This is a genomic window from Trichocoleus sp. FACHB-262 (assembly GCF_014696035.1).
Lineage (GTDB): Bacteria > Cyanobacteriota > Cyanobacteriia > FACHB-46 > FACHB-46 > Trichocoleus.
Window position 1 is genome coordinate 130,140 of record NZ_JACJPK010000072.1, and the last position, 17,634, is coordinate 147,773.

Sequence of the window (17,634 nt, forward strand, 5' to 3'; positions counted from 1 at the left end):
CAGTGCATAAAGCGGCCTTTATACTGAAAGACTGGGGTTGCAGGGGTCAAATCATGCAGAAGTTGGGCTTGGTTTTAATTGGGGTGTCGTTTTTACCTTGGGCTGCGATCGCGTTGGTCTTACCCCGACTACCAATCACGACAACGCAAAAAACCTTACTGATCCCTGCACTGCTGGTATTAGCAGAGATTTTGTTTTGGCTGGGGCTGCTGATTGTGGGGAAGGAGGCGGCGCAGCGCTATAAACAGTTTTTTAATTTCAAGGCTGTGTGGCGATCGCTGAAGCGGGGGATTAATCGATTGGGGCGCAGTTTGAGGTAATCCGATCCTTGGGGGCACTCGCCCCCAAAGCCCGCTGAGGGACGGTTGCGTCCCCCAGGCCCCCTCCAAATGAATCTAAGTATGAGTGTTTCGATGCTCTTGCTCTTTCTGTGTCTTGCTTCTCACTCCTCACTCCTCACCCCTTCCCCTTCCTCATCCTTCAAGTCTGTTTGAATAGTGAGGCGGATGGTTCGGGAGGATTCTAGGCTACCGATTTGGGTTTCGACGACTTCTCCGGAGAGGTGGTTGAGGCAACTGAGGAGCGATCGCAGGTGGGGGGTGCTGGCTCCGCTGTCTACGTAGAGGCGATCGACTAAGCCTGTGACTCGTTTCCAGGTGGTGTATAGCTTGGCGATCGTTTGTTCGAGCTGAGCGGCTTGGTTGACTAAATCAGCGGTGGAGCTAAGGGAGCCAATGCGGAGAGCTTCTTCTAAAGCGGCTTCTAGATCTAGGGACTCGTTGTTGAGGGCTTGGACGTTGGTGGCGGCTTCTAGATATTTGGCTAGATACTTGGCTTCAGAGGTGACTTGCTTGAGGGTGTCTACGTCTGGGCTTTCGGCTACGGTTTCGCGGAGTTCTGCCTGGTGCGACTCTGGCAGTTTTTCCATTTCCCGCACGAATGGCGCTAGATAACGCGAGGGGATGGAGTTGGCGGCGGCTTTTTCTTTGATGACTTCTGGTAGCAAATCGGAGGTCATGGCGGTCCATTCGTCGGAGAGCTGCCGCACTTCGCGCCGGGTAATGCGATCGCCTCTGCGGGCTGCATCACTGACCATCTGTTGCACTTCTGGCGCTGATTGAGCAGTTTCGACAAAGGCGCGTTTGCTAAAGCGCTCGACGGAGTCGGTGTCGAGATAGCCACCTTCTAGTAGAGTGTCAGCGCTATCGGCCACCTCAATCAAGGAGTAGGCTTGGCTTTTGCTGATTTCTCGGTCTTGCAGCCACTTGAGGAATCCGGTGCCGCGTCCTTCACCTCCCCGCTTTTCGCGATCGCGGACGGTTCGCAAAATTCGACCTCGCCAAATGTCGGTTTGCAGGTCAAAGCGATCGCAAACTTGCCAAGCGGCTTCTACCCGTTGCTGAAATTCTAAATCTGGAATCTGCTCATCTTCTGGATCAGGCAGCTCGAAATTGAGTTCTAGTCCACCTTCTAAGGCAGCAGCGGCAAGGTCGGTGGGAAATTGAGGAGCTTGAACCATGAGAAACCATATGCAGAAAACAGCCGGATCATTATGACATGCCTACAAGGGGTTGCCATGAGAAAAACTGACCAAAGTTGATGAGTCTGCGATCGCTCAGGCCCATCACCAACTTTTCACTTAACCTCAGCTACCCGTTAGTTGTCGGAAGAGCCAACTGAAGACTAAAAAGCTCAGTGTCACCACGCCAATAAATACAATGAGCAGTCCTAGCAGAGCTGCAACGACAACCCAGCGGTTCACTGAGCGGGCATTAGCGGGAGCAACCCTTAGGTGATCTTCAAGCAATGCGACGTTTTTGGTATTGGCTTTCCAAGTTACGTCTAGGAAATCCCCCAGTACAGGCACCGTGCCAGCCACCGTATCAAATAGCACGTTCGATACCATGCGGGTTAAGGTTTCTTGAGACACGCCCAGTTTGGCACCTTCCCAAATAATGTAGGCCGAGAATAAGAAGCTCGCTAAATCTCCGCCACCGGGTAAAAGCCCTAGGATGGGGTCTAGTCCAAAACGGTAGCGAGTCCCCGGAATCGTAATAGAGTTGTCGAGCAGGTGGCTCAGGCTACGAATTCGCTTAAGCCGAGCAGTTTTGGCATCTGAATCGAGACGCATGGGAGGTAGCCAATTAGGTTGGCAATTTAGAGTACTAGAATCCTGCTATCTTGTCACGTCGCCATTCCAGGATTATTAACATTTCTGATACCAACTCATGCAAACAACACATAGCAAGAGGTTGTATCAAGAAACACTAGTAATGTTTGGCATAACTTAATTTCTCGAGCCAGAATATAAAACAGCTTAAGTCAAACATCAGGGAAGATTATGGACCCTTTATTAGGTGCGCTAATCGCAGCAGCTACTGTTATTGCTTTACAAATTGCGACTTACAAACCACCCAAAGAAACAAAGAAAATTAGTGTAGTAATTAGTGGTAAGACGTACGAAATTACTGAGAAATAAACCTTGAAAAAACTGTTAATCACCGGAGCCAGCGGTTTTTTAGGGTGGCACCTGTGCCAAATTGCTCAGCGCCAGTGGGATGTCTATGGCACTTACTGTTCCCAAGCGATCGCAATGGCTGGAGTCACGGCTCTCAAAGTCGATATCAGCGATTTTGTATCCCTGAAGCACTTGTTTGAAACAGTTCAACCGGATGCAGTCATCCATTTAGCAGCGCAGTCTAGCCCCAACTATTGCCAAACCCATCCTGAGGCTTCACATGCAATTAACGTTACAGCTTCCTGCAACATTGCGGGGCTTTGTAGCGATCGCGCCATTCCTTGTGTGTTCTCTTCTACTGACTTGGTGTTTGATGGCCTCAATCCGCCTTACCGCGAAACTGATCCAGTTAATCCGGTGAATCTGTATGGGGAGCAAAAAGTATTAGCGGAGGCAGGGATGCGATCGCGCTACCCCCAAACTGCTATTTGCCGTATGCCCCTGATGTTTGGCGCGGCTAGCCCCACTGCTACCAGCTTCATGCAACCCTTTATTCAAATGCTTCGGGATGAGCAGGAGCTATGCCTGTTTACTGATGAGTTTCGCACCCCTGCCAGCGGGACGACAGCCGCTCAAGGACTCCTACTCGCTCTAGAAAAGGTGCAAGGCTATGTGCATTTAGGCGGGAAAGAACGCATCTCCCGTTATGAGTTTGGCCGCTTACTAGTAGAAGTGCTGGGATTACCAGAAACCGGACTCAAAGCTGGCCGCCAACAAGATGTAAAAATGGCCGCCCCTAGACCGCCCGATGTTTCTCTCGATAGCTCGCTGGCCTTTTCGCTAGGCTATGCGCCGTTGTCTCTGCGCGAAGAATTAGAGGCATTAAGAGGTAAGGTCTAGGCGATCGCGTTAATCACAGGGGCTGCTGGCATGAAGCGAGCCTGTACCCTTAGTCACTTTGTTGAACAACTTTTGCGGCTTTGTATTTCTCAATTTCCGCGATCGGCAAAAGTAAGGTATCCTCAATTTCTTGCCGCACTTCTCGGCTGACGTAGCAATCGCTGTTGAGGCAATCAACCAATAGTTTATTAGCGCTATAGTACTGCCGTAGTAGTTCTTCTTGCCCTTCGCTGAGTTGCCAGTTGTACCCAAGATTACAATATTCCCTTATTGATCTGTGAAGGCATTCAAATTTAATTTTTCCTTCAACTTCCCACCATTGAGACAGGTCATGAAAGTGGTCAGCTATTGCATCCTTTAACCTCTGAAACTCAGGTCGTAAATATTGTAAATTAGAAGGAAAATCCACAGAAAGAACATTGTCAATCTCAAAGATACGAGGATAAACTAAGAAACGAGAAATGACAAAATCGAACTTTAGCTCTGACTCAATCTTGAAGTCAGATGAAAGAGCAGTAACTAAATTATTTCCAGAACGTACTAGAGAAGCAATCTTAGATTGAGAAGCTCTATCATAAAGTAGATAATTGAGACGTGAAATATCATCTTCAATCTCGATTTTTAGAGCAGAGCAAAGAGAGGAATTAGATAATAGGTAAAATGCTCTTATTGTTGCTGGTTTATATGGAGCCTGCAGTAATAAAGACTTTTCGTTTATCCACCCTAGAAACTGTTGTACCTCTTCTTCATTAGTAATCAAATCGTCAACTTTTTGCTTCATTAAGTAGAGAAAATCATTAGCACTTCGCGCCATATCCACTGTTAACAGAAAAACCTCTCGCCAACGCTTTTCAGTAATTCTGTTCATCAATGCTTTGTAACTAAGTCTAGAATTAATCTCCCTGGCACTAAAGTATTCTTGAAATGTAAGATGAGAAAAGGAATAAATCCCTTTAGCTCGCTCTGTCAACAATCCATGCTGACTCTCAATTGACTTTAATACTGCTTCGCTATTAAGCAGCAATGCCTCTGGATCAGTTTGGGCATCGGGTAAGTTGCTAATGTAATCAGCAATATAACCCTCAACAGTTCTTTGCCTAAAGAAATAATCCTTCCGTTCAAAAGTCGTGAGCGCGACTTGGCTAAGTAAATCTTCCTTTCGCTTCAACGATAACCGTTTATAAACTTGCTCCCTCTCAATCCGGCGGCTGTTATCCCACTTACTCAACAAAACCGCAAGTCCTCGGTCATATAACTCAGCTCGGTTAGTCGGGAATTCGAGTAATTCTTCAAATTCCAAACATAAAAGAGTTAGTAATAGCGGATTGGTTGCTAACTCTTTAACAGCCTCATTTTCCTCCAGCCTCCCAATCAACTTTTCGGTGAGCTTCTCAGCATTTTGGGGTTCTCGGCACTTAAACCAATTGCCCACAAAAGTACAAATCTGCTCATCGTCAAAATCTGCAACTTCAACCTCTGTGAACTGCTGAAATGTATATTCTTTGGCAGCAATTCGACAGGTGACAATAAACTGATTTGCATGAAATTGCTCAGAAAAATCTCGAGTCTGCCATAAAACTCGATTAGTATCTTCCTCTCGTACCTCATCCAATCCATCCAGCAAAATCAACAATCTTCCCTTCTGAATAATTGCTTGAAAGGATTCCGAACTAAATTTCGGAGATGAATGGTGATTCGTTCTAACGTGGTTACCTGTCATCAACCGCTCTAGGTAGGTCAACAGTTCTAGTTGATTTTCGTCTTCAGCAAAACTCTTGAGGGTTATAAAAACGGGGATGCGATCGGCTTGGAAATTTCCCTCAATACACTGCATCGCCAGATATTTCAAAAAGGTGGTTTTCCCGGCTCCAGGTTTGCCCAACACCATCAATTTCGAGTAACGCTCCACTGCTGTTAAGCCTGATACGCGTTTTTCAGTGACTCGGCTTAAACCCAAGCGATCGAACTCTTCGAGATCACACCCTTTCAGTAGTTCCTCAATTCCTAACCGCCTGCGCCCCGTAATCTTCTCCAAAATATTGACGTTGGTATAAATCCCCTGCTTCCCGGTTAGCGCGACTGGCTGGGTCATGTCCAGCACCCGCATTGTCCCGCATCGCTCTTTAGTTAGCGGCTTAATCTGCTCCCGTACCGCTTGCACCAAAGCATCAATATCATTACCTGCCTCATCTTGTTGGGCATTACCAGCAGGCTTCCATTTTTGAAGTTGCCCAACCAAATAGTCTTGTAGCTTTTGCAGTTTGACGGGGCCGCTTCCTTTTATCGCAAATTTCCCGTAAATCTTACCGAGTCTGGTACTCAACGCACTGTCAGAGATATGCAAGCTATCTGCAACTTCCTGTCGACTCTTGTTGCTCCCAAACAGCTCAGTTAATACCTCGGTTTCGCCTGAAGACAGTTCCTTCTCACGGCCAATCTGGGCCAGAAATTCACGAGGAAGCGGCATTTGCGGGTTTTGCAATCACATTAAGGCTAGTGTAGCCAAAGCCTCTTAGCAAGTTTGGACTTAAGTCACGCCAAGTCAGCCCAAGTCAGCTTATGTGCAATGAATAGCTACTAAAAGAAATTGAGACAGTGACTTCAACGAGTTAGTCGAGGTCACGGCAATGGTTGAGAGTTTTGTTTACCTAACCCTACGGAAATCTGCTGAAGTTGTTTTGGGTCTACTGCTCAAGAAACTTTGGGAGTGGGCATTTAACGATCACAACCTCAAATACTCCAGCAACTACCTGAAAATGCAACTGCTGATTCTCTATCTTGATTGGGTACTGCTGAAAACTTCGCTGAAGTCTCTGCCTCCTCAGTCCAAAGCAGATGGATGAGCAACGGTGGCGATCGCTCTTCTCCAAATACCCAAGGAGCGATCGCTTCAAAAACATAGCCAGAGAAGAAGTTGGCAAATACTCCTCTCTGGCTACAATTTTTAAGGATAAGTTGCGATCGCGCTTACACAGTTACTTGAGCACGGCTCACAGTCGCTAGCGCTTCTACCAAGCTGCGAACCACTGCAATCATGGCAACTTCACTGTTGAGTTGGTTCACCGCAGAACCCACGCCAACACCAGCCGCCCCAGCCGCGATCGCCAGAGGTGCGGTGACGCTAGACAAACCAGACGCACAGAGGACAGGGACACTAACCGCACGAGAAATTTCTGCTGCTGCTGCCAGGGTAGGAGCCGCCTTCTCAATTAAGCCCAGAGTGCCAGGGTGAGCAGGAGCGCTGCTGGTGCCGCCTTCGGTCTGGATGATGTCTGCGCCAGCTTTCACCAATTCTTCTGCCAACTGTACTTGCTGGTCGAGGGGCAGAATGTGGGGGACGGTCACAGATAAGGTGATATGGGGTAGGAGCGCACGGGTGGCTTTAGTCAGAGCCAACACTTCCTCCGCCTCAAAGCGACGACCTTGAGCGTAGAAGCTATCAAAGTTGCCAATTTCAATTAAGTCAGCACCCGCTTCGACTGCGGCTACAAATTGCTCAGGTTCTACCGCAGAAACGCAGATAGGGAGGCTGATGGCTTGACGCACTTGGCGCACGAGTTCAGGATCAGCAGCGATATCAACGAACGTCGCGCCACCTAGCTCAGCCGCTTTAGCCACTGCTAAAACGTTCTCTGCATCAAAATTATGCAAGCCGCTGATAATTTTGAGCGCACGGCCTTGCTCGAAAGCGCTTTGTAGCGTGGGAAGAATGGTCATGATCCATCTCAAGGTAAAAAACGTATGGATCATTTTGGCATTCCTAGTAGCTGGATACTAGTCCCTGCTGAAAGTTACATTACAAGCAGGCTGAACATTCCCACCCTATAGAGCAGGAACTACTCTATGAATCGCTTAAATCGTTTGGTGCGGCAATATCACCGCAAAATTGCTTTAGTTCTGGCCTTACCCCTGCTCTTGACAGTGCTAACTGGGATGGCCTACACGATCTTGGTGGAGTGGTTTCAGCAAGGAGCGATCGCGCCAACTATTCTCAGTCTGCATAACGGTGAGATATTTCGCTTAGGCGGTATTTACCCAATTCTGAACGGTTTGGGGTTGTTGGGATTGCTGGCAACAGGCTTACCCATGACCAATTTGTTTTCCAAACGGCGCACACAAAAAGAAGCCAGCGATCGCTAGCTTCCTTGGCATTTCATTCATAAATTGAAGAGAAAAAGGAGCGAGGGCTTAGAATCCTTCTTCCTCGTACTCAGGCGCTTTGGTCTTCTCAGGAATGTTTAGCTTTTGAGGCTTGTAGGGCTTGTCATCAGCCCAGGCATCTTCTACTATCTCTTCTTCGTAGGTGCCCGCAAAATCATCTTCGTAATCATCATCGTAGCTGGAGGTATAGCGATCGCGATCGGTAGCTTCGCTCCAGTTGTCTTCCTCATCGTAGTAAGCAGGCTCGACTTGGCGTTGCTGACGCAGTTGCTTCGGAGCGGGTTGACTTCCCCAGTCGTCTTCACTCCAAGCTTCTTCTACCACGGGCTGAGGCGTCCGCAGCGGTTGCTGCATCGTGGGAATACGCACGCCACTACCCAACTGGTTTTCGGCGGGAGTGGTGGGCAGAATGTAGTCTTCCTCTTCTTCGCGCTCCCAAGGGGCACGACCAATGCCGATGCGCTCTAGCAGACCCACGGTGAGCTGAGTCACCCGCTCTTCTGCCCCTTCAAACACAATCAGGCGATCGGGACCACTGCTAACAATTTCTTCAATCGGCAACTCGTAGGTGCTAACGACTTGGTCAGGAATCAGCGGCACTCCTAAGGTGGCAATAATCAAAGAATAAACTTTGCCATCCTCAACGTTGAAGCGGAAACCACGTACCCGACCCAGCATTTCACCCGTTTCTGTAATCACTTCACTGTTGATCAGGGTGCTATAGCCATCAATATTGATGTCATCAAGGACGGTGTCGTTATCAACCAGGGCCACATCGCCAATCTGACGAATGCTGCTCAAGCTCATAAACTGAGGCATGTTGCCTAGGACGCCGGAAAGCAGGTTTTCTCGGAGGCCGAGCGCGACGACTTCCCGCCGATCCACGTCCACCCACAACTGACTGACGACTCCCAAACGCTTACCGGTATCGCGGGTAATCACTTGAGTGCCAAGGAGATCGGAGCGTTGCCAGATTTTGTCAGATGTCATTATGTCCGAGTCCTGATCGTGAATCCTAGCTATTAAGTATCAATATTACTAAATCATACCGAGGCACTTTGAGGCTCTAGTTTAATGCCTATAACTTGAGTATGCGCCCCACGAGCTTGGGTAACGCCAATCGTGCGCTCAGCAGACTCAATCATAGGACGGCGAAGACTCACCACAATAAACTGCGCTTGTTGGGCCTGTTGCCTAATCATTCTAGCTAATCGCTCCACGTTTGCTCCATCCAAGAACATGTCCACCTCATCAAAGGCATAGAACGGGGAAGGACGGTAGCGCTGTAGAGCAAAGATAAAACTGAGCGCTGTCAGGGATTTCTCACCCCCGGACATTGAGGCGAGTCGTTGTACAGGTTTGCCTTTTGGGTGTGCGACTAGATTTAGGCCACTGTTAAATGGATCTTGGTGATCGTCCAGTTGCAAATGCCCGTCGCCATCGGAGAGCTCGGCAAAGATCACTTGGAAATTCGCATTCACCGCATCGAACGCTTCCTTGAAGGCTCGCTGTCGCAGAGTGGTGAAGTTCTCAATTCGCAGGAGCAGTTCAGTACGTTCTTCTTCCAGAATGGTGAGCTTTTGCGTCAGTTCTTCTAGACGGGCTTGGGTGCGATCGTACTCTTCTAGAGCCAGCATGTTGACAGGCTCCATTGCCTGAATCCGCTTTTGCAGCGATCGCAACTCCTGCTGTAATTGCTCTAAACCTAAATTTTCAGGAAGTTCAGGTAATGGATCGGGCAGGTCTGCTTGTTGTTCGGTGAGCTGTTGCTGAAGTTCTGCTAACTGTTGCCGCTGGGCTAGCAGGGTTTCTTGTAGTTTCTGCCGTTGCCACTCTAGCTGTTGTTGCGCGGTTTGTCGTTCGCGCAGTTGTCGCTCTAGGCGATCGCGGGCTTGTTTAGAAACCCCCAACGTTTTCTCTAAGGTCGCGAGTTCAGTTTGGGTTTGGGCAATCTGTCGCTGGAGCGTGGCTTGTTGTCCGCTTAGGCCAGCTTGCTGATTTACTTGGGTCGTTTGCTGAGTGCGATACTCTTGCAGGCGGGTTTGGCCTTGCTGCACCTTTTCTTGCAAACGTTGTTGTTGATTTTCCAAATCTTTGAGTCGCTGTTCCGCAGCACGCAACGCTAACTCTCGCTCATGCAATTGGGCTTCTTGAGCGCGGATTGCCACCTGGATTTGTTGCCACTCGCTATGCGTCTGTGATTGCTCTAACTCAGCCAAGGTTTGCCGCCACTCGTGCAGTTGTGCTTCCTGCGTGGGAATCTCAGTTTCTAGAGTCTGGAGCCGTGTTTGAGCTGTGGTTAACTCTTGAGAGTTTTGCTGAAGTTGGGTTTCTAGTTGCGATCGCTGCTGGGTAAGGCTCTTGAGCTCTTTTTGCAATTGCTCGACTTGCATTTGGTTTTCCCGGTGAGCTTGGCGGGCTTCGATCAGTTCTTGCGATCGCTGCTTCACTGCAACCGAGGCTTTGGCGATCTCATTGGTGCAACGGTTGAGGATGCGATCAATCTCTTGTAAGCGTTTTTTCAGCTCAACAATTTCTGCTGATTCTATGGGGTCAGCCTTACCGAAATGGATCGCATAACGGCTATCGCTACTGCCCCCGCTCATCGCACCACTAACTTCTAGCAATTCGCCATCTAGCGTCACTATGCGGTGCTTCCCTAAATGACGCCGCGCATCCTTCAAAGTCTCGAAGACAATCGTGTAGCCAAACACATAGGCAAACACATCAAGATAGCGCGGATCGCATTCGATTAGGTTTACGGCGTAGTCCACAAAGCCAGAGCCAACCCGCTCCCAAGGCGCATTGGAAATCCGAGGGGCTTGGATTTTGTTGAGCGGTAGGAAAGTGGCTCGTCCGGCGCGTTTTTGCTTCAGTAGCTCAATTCCAGCCGCCGCTACGGCATCATCTTCCACGACTAACTGGCCTAAGCGACCACCCGCCGCAGTTTCTAGCGCTAACTGATACTGTGGCTCTACTCGACCCAGTTGCGCCACCAAACCACAGACTCCGGGCATCCCCGTTTGCAGAATCAGCCGAGTCGCATGGGTTCCCTGAGATTCCTGGGCGGCTTGAGCTTGGGCTTCTAGTTTGTCCAAGCGGCGATGCTTCTCTCGTTGCTCTTGTAATAAGCGAGTTTCGGTCTCTTTTTGGATTTGTAGATTTTGCTCAGTACTTGCGACGGCTTGGGCGAGTTCTTGCACCTGATGAGCTAAGCGATCGCGGGTTTCGCTCTGCTGGATGGCGATCGCTTCCTTCTCCGCGATTTCTTGCGTCACCGATTGCAATAACTGCGTTTGTTCTTGAATCTGCCGCTCTAGTTGAGTGGTTCGTTCCCGTAACCTTGCTTGCTCGGTGCGTTGCGGTTCCAAGGTTTGCAGCAGCGTGTCAATTTGTTGGTGCAGACTGGTTTGCTGCTGCACCCAAACTTCAGAGGCAGAGGCGATCGCACTGGCCGCTTCACGATTTTGATTTAAGGCACTCTCCGCCTCATCTCGCGCTTTTTGTAGAGGGGCTAGGCTTTGCGTTTCTGTGGTTTGTTGCTGAGCCAGGTTTCCCAGAGTCTTGAGATGTTCCTGGATTTCCTGCTGCATTCTGGTCAGATTTGCCGCCGTTTCTTGACTGGCTTTGGTTAAATCTAGCTCTTGTCTTTGCAGTTGCCGTAACTCAGCTTCACGGGTAGCAAGGGTAGCTTGGAGGGCGAGTTGTTCTTCCTCACCCAAAGCTTTAACTCGACTGTTGAGTTCTTCTAGTTCTGCCGTGGCTTGTTGCACTTCAGTCGCAACCGTGGTTAGTTGGGCAGCTAGTTCTGTAGTCTGGCGATCGCCTGCTTCAATTTGCTGATGTAGTTGCTGTGCCTGCCGTTGTTGCGTGCGCCAAGCCAGCACACCTTCCCACTGTTCTTTGGCTTGCAGTTCCTTGCGTAATTTCTGATATTTCTCAGCTTTGACACGGTCTTGGGCCAAGCGATCGCGCTGTACCACCAATTCATTTTCGACAATGCGAAAGCGGTCTTCTCGCTCTTTAACCGCATCCAGCTTGTCTTTGGCTTGAATAATCTTGCGATCGAAGGATGCCACCCCAGCTAACTCATCAATGATGGCGCGACGCTCGCGGGGGTTCATCGAAATGATGCTGGTTACGTCCCCTTGGAGTACCACGTTGTAGCCTTCCGGGTAAATCCGTAGCCGATTTAGATGCTCATGCAGTTCAGTGAGGGTGCAAGGTTCCCCGTTGATGTAGTAGTTGGAAGTGTAGGTGCCTTGCTGCGTCACCCGGAGCTTTCGCGTTACGGTCCAGTCACTCGACTCCGGACTTTGCAGCTTAAACTTGTTCTCCGAGTTGGGGTTCTCAGCCGCTAGGTTCGGGAGTTCGTCTTCGAGATCAAAAGTGACGGTAACGCTGGCTTCAACGGTAGAGCGTCCACGTGCAGTCTGTTGGTTGTTCACCAAGTCAGGCAGTCGCTCAGCCCGCATTCCCTTGGAACTAGACAAACCCAGAGCAAACAGTAGCGCATCCAGAATATTAGATTTCCCCGATCCGTTTGGCCCTGAAACCACAGTAAAACCAGGGAGCAACGGAACTGGGGTCGTGCCGCCAAAAGATTTGAAATTAGAGAGTTCCACCCGCTTGACGTACACCACTAGCGAAGCTTCTAGTAAGTACAAATTTACTAACTACTGTACCAGATGACAATCACCAGATGACAATAATGTCCAACAGAGTAGCACGAGCCTATTCAGATGGAGTCAAAAACTCTGCAATTCACTGAAAGCGATCGCCCTTGAATCTCCAACAACATAACTTCTAGCTCTCAGCCAAGAGAATGATCGTGTCTTGGGATGAAAACGTGATGGGCTGATCCTTCTTGGGATTGATCACCACACCGTAAGCCCTGGCTACATTGTTGGCATCGGCTTTGCAACGATAGCCGATCGCGGATTCACCGCGTTGTTTAGCAGCCTCAACCACCGTGTAGAAACTCACAGGTTGAGCGATCGCCACATAATCATCTACTGGCTTCAGGTAAATCTCAGAACCTTCTGGGTTGAATAGGTCAGCAAATACAGCATTTAAGCTTTTTTGTTCTGCCACTTGAGCCAGCATCCGGCTGATAATCTGCTCACTAATGACAAAATCGTCTGGGCGAGCCACCTGAGCGAGGGCTTGATTACGCACATCAAGAATTTCCGTGACGATTTGGAAATTGTGATCATGCCGATTGGCAATATCTCGCAGGTGCAGCAAAGTTACTAGAGTTTCAGCGTCAGATTGCTCAGGCTCCACATCAGGATTGCACAGCACAACAACATGATCGTATTGAGTCAAATTGAGGTTTTCCAGTACCTCGCGATCGCTGGGATCTCCCTGTCGATATTCCAGGATTTGTCGTTGTAACCCTAAAGTTTCCTGGGATAAATCCACCTCTGCCTCAGGAAATGCCGCCACTACGGTTACAGAAGAACCAGAAGCCACGTATTGATCAAGCTGCCGAATGATGTCAGTTACGCGATCGCTCCAGCCAAGAATTAAGGTGTTTTCTGCTGTGGCAGATTCTCGCTTCTCTAGTCGAATCGCTTGATGATCGATGGGTGGTATCGAGTGAGCAGATAGCTGCATCGTGTCATCATCTTCACTAATTAAGATCAATTGCTCATTTGCTTGTAGCGGCCTCTCTATAGGTGGGTTGAGTTGAATCGTGCCATTCGAGTGCTGAATGCCGATGACGGTGGAATTGTTATAAGCCAGCAGTGCCTGACCGTAGGGCTTCCCCTGTAAAGTGGGTTCTGTTTTGAAGTAGATTTCGTTGCCGCTGAAATCTAGCAAGTCCATATAGACAATCGATAAACCCGATTGCCGACAGGTTTGCACAACAATGCGGGAAATCAGGTCGTTTGTCAGCAGTACCTCTACTTCGTTCTGTCCTACTAGGTTAATCACATCCAGGCTCTTGGGATTCTGGACCTGAGCCACGATGTGATAGGGCTGAGGTAGCGATCGCGGAATGCTAGTAATAGCTAGCAAGGTTTTGACGAGTTGGGTATCGGCCCGTTGGTTGTGGGGGCTAAGAATAATAATGGAGCGGGCGGTTTGAATATTCACCATACCGAGGTCTGCCATGCTGCTAGGGCTTCCGGTACGACAGACTAAGCGAATGCGGGGCAGCTTACCCAACGTATCGGCTAAGGCAATATCCATCTGCATTTTGTCTTCTTCACTCAGGACGACAATGCAGGTATCCGGTCGATTGGCATTAGCTAGAGCTAGTTCAGAAATGAGTGTGAAGACTTGAAGCGACCAGCCTAAAATCACAATGTGGTCGGTTTCAATTACCCGCGATCGCCCTTTACGGAGGTCTTCTAGCTTGGTGTCGATACCACTACTAAGCAAACCAATCAGGGTACTGACCACAAAAATGCCGCCAAAGGTGACAAACAGCATTGCGAAGCGGAAGACCCAACCTGTATCACCGCCTACGGTGCCTGAGTCTAAGGTTCGCATCAAAACTCCCCAGATGGCTTCGGGGAGACTAAGGCGACCGCCACCCTCTGGAGCAATCCCACTCAAGCTAACCAGGAATGCCATCAACAGGATAAATGCCAGAGACACCAACGCCAGTCCACTAATGAGGGATACGGTACCTCTGGACATAAAGTTGTCGAATCTGTAGCGCAAGCGGTCTGCAATGGCAATTTTGCCCATTGTGGTAACAATTCCTTAACGGCTATAAAGAGGTTTCACTCATTTGGCCTAAAGACCATAGGCACGCGCTTGCTTTGAAGGTGCTCTGACATGCTAAGCGGTGTAAAAAGTGTTCCCTGTATGGCTATTATTGCCACATATTCTGGCCAAGAATGGAGCCAATGATGAAGAACTTAGTCGCCTGCCTAATTTTCCTTGGGGCTGTTGGGGTTGCGATAGGAGTTTGTGCAGTTACTAGAGTTCACCAAGTACCTCAAAGGCGAATTGGTCTCTTCTGGGGCCTCGTTTTTGGCTTCTTGCTCCTATCAACACTCCCAACCTGGGCTGCTAGTAACCTGCTACCCTCGCAGGGAAATTCCAATTGGCTAGTGGCAACATTCGAGCAAGCATCAATGTTTGGATTTGCCAACGGCTTGTTTTGGACAATTAGTGTTTTGCTCTTACCACCCAGAAGAAATGCAGAATCTCTACTTCTGAGACCAAGTTGGCTTTTTCCGTTATGGTATCGAGTTACTTTTGGGTTATTGATAGTTTTTGTACTAGGAATAGCAATTTTTTCAACTCAGGTAGCAATTGAGGGGATGATGATCCGAGGGTTTCCCACGGTTCCCATTTCTGTACTCACTGTGTTTAGTCCAATGCTTCAGTGGTCTCAAGCCCTCTTCTTGTGCTTATGGATATCAAGCAAGTTGGAGTTCAGGACGCAGGGTATCAGTTGTAGAAGAATTAAGGTGGCAAGATGGAACGAAATTGCATCTTATAGCTGGCAGAAAAATAGTCTGAAGCTTCGCTTATTTGGAACTGGTAAATCTACCCCCATAGAGCTACAAATCTCCTCAAAGTACAAGGAAGCAGTTGATCGTGTCCTGACAGAACGACTCCCTGGGAGGGCCACAACTATTTCCGAGGAAACTTCAAGTTAGAGAGTTGGAGTGTAGCTCTTCAGATTCAGGTTATAGTTTTTTAGCAAATTTAGGCTGGTAAGTTCTAGCCAATTCAAGCGCTTCACTTAGTTGAGAAAGGTTTAATGATGCGATCGCCCTTCTCCTTACAAAAAGAGCGATCGCCTGATTAGTTTTAGGGATTAGAAGATTTGCGATCGCGCCTTAGGGATAACGCTGTTGCTGCAACGCCGAAGGCCAATAAGCCAACTGTGCTAATGGGTTCAGGGACGCTAATCGGGGCATAGGTGATGCCGATCGGGCGCTTGAGGTTGGGGTTTGTGGAGACAAAAACAGCGTTGGAATTGCCAGGACTGGGTAACGGTTGGCCTGTGGTGCCGTCGTAGCGGAGGATGGCTCCGAAGTTGCTGTTTAAGAAATCAAAACCAACCGTGTAGAGGTTGTTGTCAGGAGAAAAGGTGAGGTTGCCAATGAAGTTGCTGCTGCGGGGTTGGCCGTTGTCGTTGAAGGTGGCGTAGCTGGTAGCAATCGTTGATTTGAGTGTGCCTGTAGCTAAGTCGTAGCTGCGGATACCATTGGCAAAATCGGTAGTGACCAGATCTCCGTTAGGCGCGATCGCCAGTCCTAAGAAACTGACAAAGCCAAAACTGAGTGGCAGCGGTTGCGGCTGGTCAGCAAAAACAGTTGGAGTGGAGTCTAGCACGCCATTCTGATTGGTGAAGCGCAATACTTGGCTAGGCAAACCAAGGAAGTTAGCTGCAACCTCACCGGGTTCTACAACGCCATCGCCATCACCATCGCCTGAAACGGCCACACTGCCCTGCGTGGTGACATAGAGATTACCAGCCGCATCAAACAGCAAATCGTTAGGCCCATTCAAGCTGTTGGCTTGGCCATTTCCCGTCGAAAACACATCGATAAAAGCTCCTGTTTTGCCGTCATACCGGAGAATTTGATCGCTTAAGAAACTGCTGACATACAGCTTGCCATCTGGCCCAAACGCCGAACCGTAGGGACGAATGAGCGTTCCTCCTTGATCAAAGCGGCCTAGAAACTGCCCCGTTCTGCCGTCATAGCGCAGAATTGCCCCTGAGAAGTTGTTGCCACTGCTGACATAGAGATCGCCATCTGAATCCAAAGGTAAGATCATCTGGGCTAGTCAGACCCCCACTACCTGCGCCAATAAATTCACCACCCAGCTTGCCTGTGCGTTCATCAAAAATGAGAACGTTGTTCCCGGCAGTGTTACCTACTAGCAAAGCAGCTTGCGCTGAGGTCTGTTGTAAACCCCAAGCGGTCAAGGCGCTGACCACTGTAGCAGCTTGATACGCGATCTCTCTCCATTGCATAAACCCACTCCTCCATCCATAAAACCAATTCATTATTAGGGAATGGGTGGAAGCAGCAGGAGAACTTCTATAAATTCTTTACTCTCTTTTGGTTGACTGCCTAGATGCTGCGATCGCCCTGTCACAACAAAAAGAGAACAAAAAGAGCGATCGCCACGATTGAAATTTAATGAGATTTAACTCGCAATGGAATTGACCCAAGAGCGAATTAGATCATTGACCTGATCAGGCACTTCATCATGGGGACAATGCCCAGCATTCAGGAAGTGCTCAGTTAGTTGCGGGTAATACTGACGGAACTTGACGCTGCGGGCTCTGGCGTTCATCCAAGGGTCATGCTCGCCCCAGAGCATCAGTAAAGGGCACTGGAGTTGTCCCAACAAGACATCCACCTTGTCACCTTGGGGCGTTTTGAAGACCGCCGCAAACACATCTGCGGCACCAGGGTCACTGGCTGCTCGCAAAATATCATCGACCAAATCATCGGTGATGGCAGTTTGATCGAGATACACTTTCTGCAACGTTTGGCGCACCACAGAACGCTGGCGGGTGTATTGAAACACGAGATAGCTGGCCCAAGGTTGCTGAAATAACGACTGCACAAAACTGCCGAACACTTCCCGGATCGGGTCTTTCTTAGGTGCAGGCTGAGCATCGCTGAAAGGCCCCGCACTGTTAAACAAAACCAAACCTGCGGCATCTTCGGGGTGTTGGGCGGCAACAGACAAGGCAGCATAGCCTCCCAAGGAGTTCCCCCCTAAAACGGTCGGCTGGCCGATCACCTCGGTAATGAAGTCGTGGATTTGGTTCCGCCACAGCTCGCCACTGTATTGCATGTTGGGTTTTGCCGATCGCCCAAACCCCAGCAAATCGATCGCCCAAACTTCAAAGTCGTTGCTCAACCCTGCCACATTTTTGCGCCAATGAAAGGTTGAGGCTCCAAAGCCGTGGATCAACAGCAGCGGAGGACGGTGAGGCTGGCGATCGCCCGCTCGGACATAGTAGATTGGCTGGCCCCGCCACTGCCAATACTGACCAGATACGGGAGCGATGCTGCTGGCTTGGGTAACTTGCATGGTGAGGAAGCTGTAAAGTATCTTTAAATATCTTAACTTTTAAGCCTGAAAGCTTGGTGCTGTAACGGTTGCACCACCTTCTAAAG

General features: G+C 49.2%; 15 protein-coding genes. 5 read left to right on the forward strand and 10 right to left on the reverse strand.

What is annotated here, in order from left to right; genetic code table 11:
* Positions 1 to 53 precede the first annotated feature (53 nt).
* The gene (locus tag H6F68_RS13890) at positions 54 to 320 is read left to right on the forward strand and encodes a transporter suffix domain-containing protein (RefSeq protein WP_190559815.1); all 267 of its coding nucleotides are present in this window, start codon (positions 54 to 56) and stop codon (positions 318 to 320) included.
* 122 nt (positions 321 to 442) lie between these two features.
* Here H6F68_RS13890 and H6F68_RS13895 read toward each other — a convergent pair whose 3' ends face one another.
* Positions 443 to 1,519 (reverse strand): hypothetical protein, encoded by a 1,077-nt coding sequence (locus H6F68_RS13895; protein WP_190559817.1) that lies wholly within the window; start codon positions 1,517 to 1,519, stop codon positions 443 to 445.
* A gap of 126 nt (positions 1,520 to 1,645) precedes the next feature.
* Entirely contained in the window at positions 1,646 to 2,131 is a 486-nt protein-coding gene (locus H6F68_RS13900; protein WP_190559819.1) for a DUF4112 domain-containing protein, read from the reverse strand.
* 351 nt (positions 2,132 to 2,482) lie between these two features.
* On the opposite strand from H6F68_RS13900, the gene H6F68_RS13905 reads away from it, so the two are divergent.
* Positions 2,483 to 3,358 carry an NAD(P)-dependent oxidoreductase gene (locus H6F68_RS13905; RefSeq protein ID WP_190559821.1) on the forward strand — a complete coding sequence of 292 codons (876 nt, stop codon included), beginning with the start codon at positions 2,483 to 2,485 and terminating at the stop codon, positions 3,356 to 3,358.
* A 49-nt stretch (positions 3,359 to 3,407) separates the two neighbouring features.
* Here the strand turns inward: H6F68_RS13905 and H6F68_RS13910 are convergent, their stop codons facing one another.
* On the reverse strand, positions 3,408 to 5,840 hold the full coding sequence (locus H6F68_RS13910) for an NACHT domain-containing NTPase (RefSeq protein ID WP_199300078.1): 2,433 nt from the start codon (positions 5,838 to 5,840) through the stop codon (positions 3,408 to 3,410).
* Positions 5,841 to 5,985: 145 nt separating this feature from the next.
* Between H6F68_RS13910 and H6F68_RS13915 the strand changes: the two genes are divergently transcribed.
* Together H6F68_RS13915 and H6F68_RS13920 are read left to right on the forward strand one after the other, a co-directional pair.
* The gene (locus H6F68_RS13915; RefSeq protein ID WP_190559823.1) at positions 5,986 to 6,201 is read left to right on the forward strand and encodes a hypothetical protein; all 216 of its coding nucleotides are present in this window, start codon (positions 5,986 to 5,988) and stop codon (positions 6,199 to 6,201) included.
* Positions 6,194 to 6,361 carry a hypothetical protein gene (locus H6F68_RS13920; RefSeq protein ID WP_190559825.1) on the forward strand — a complete coding sequence of 56 codons (168 nt, stop codon included), beginning with the start codon at positions 6,194 to 6,196 and terminating at the stop codon, positions 6,359 to 6,361. Before H6F68_RS13915 ends, H6F68_RS13920 begins: the two co-directional genes overlap by 8 nt.
* Here H6F68_RS13920 and H6F68_RS13925 read toward each other — a convergent pair.
* Positions 6,326 to 7,075, reverse strand: coding sequence for a DUF561 domain-containing protein (locus H6F68_RS13925; RefSeq protein ID WP_190559827.1), 750 nt, complete (start codon positions 7,073 to 7,075; stop codon positions 6,326 to 6,328). The two genes, H6F68_RS13920 and H6F68_RS13925, sit on opposite strands and share 36 nt — an antisense overlap.
* 126 nt (positions 7,076 to 7,201) lie before the next feature.
* Between H6F68_RS13925 and H6F68_RS13930 the strand changes: the two genes are divergently transcribed.
* Complete coding sequence (locus H6F68_RS13930) at positions 7,202 to 7,498, forward strand: peptidase (RefSeq protein WP_190559829.1); 297 nt, start codon at positions 7,202 to 7,204, stop codon at positions 7,496 to 7,498.
* A gap of 48 nt (positions 7,499 to 7,546) precedes the next feature.
* Here the strand turns inward: H6F68_RS13930 and H6F68_RS13935 are convergent, their stop codons facing one another.
* The 6 genes from H6F68_RS13935 to H6F68_RS13960 form a co-directional block, all read right to left on the reverse strand.
* Positions 7,547 to 8,509, reverse strand: a complete 963-nt coding sequence (locus tag H6F68_RS13935) for a PRC-barrel domain-containing protein (RefSeq protein ID WP_190434694.1) — start codon at positions 8,507 to 8,509, stop codon at positions 7,547 to 7,549.
* A gap of 53 nt (positions 8,510 to 8,562) precedes the next feature.
* Positions 8,563 to 12,186 carry a chromosome segregation protein SMC gene (gene smc / locus H6F68_RS13940; RefSeq protein ID WP_199300079.1) on the reverse strand — a complete coding sequence of 1,208 codons (3,624 nt, stop codon included), beginning with the start codon at positions 12,184 to 12,186 and terminating at the stop codon, positions 8,563 to 8,565.
* A 139-nt stretch (positions 12,187 to 12,325) separates the two neighbouring features.
* On the reverse strand, positions 12,326 to 14,221 hold the full coding sequence (locus H6F68_RS13945) for a CASTOR/POLLUX-related putative ion channel (RefSeq protein ID WP_190559831.1): 1,896 nt from the start codon (positions 14,219 to 14,221) through the stop codon (positions 12,326 to 12,328).
* Positions 14,222 to 15,298: 1,077 nt separating this feature from the next.
* On the reverse strand, positions 15,299 to 16,273 hold the full coding sequence (locus tag H6F68_RS13950) for a PEP-CTERM sorting domain-containing protein (RefSeq protein WP_190559833.1): 975 nt from the start codon (positions 16,271 to 16,273) through the stop codon (positions 15,299 to 15,301).
* Positions 16,194 to 16,472 (reverse strand): hypothetical protein, encoded by a 279-nt coding sequence (locus H6F68_RS13955; RefSeq protein ID WP_190559835.1) that lies wholly within the window; start codon positions 16,470 to 16,472, stop codon positions 16,194 to 16,196. Before H6F68_RS13955 ends, H6F68_RS13950 begins: the two co-directional genes overlap by 80 nt.
* Before the next feature lie 176 nt (positions 16,473 to 16,648).
* A complete protein-coding gene (locus H6F68_RS13960; RefSeq protein ID WP_190559837.1) occupies positions 16,649 to 17,548 on the reverse strand; it encodes an alpha/beta fold hydrolase in 900 nt (299 codons plus the stop codon).
* Positions 17,549 to 17,634: the final 86 nt, after the last annotated feature.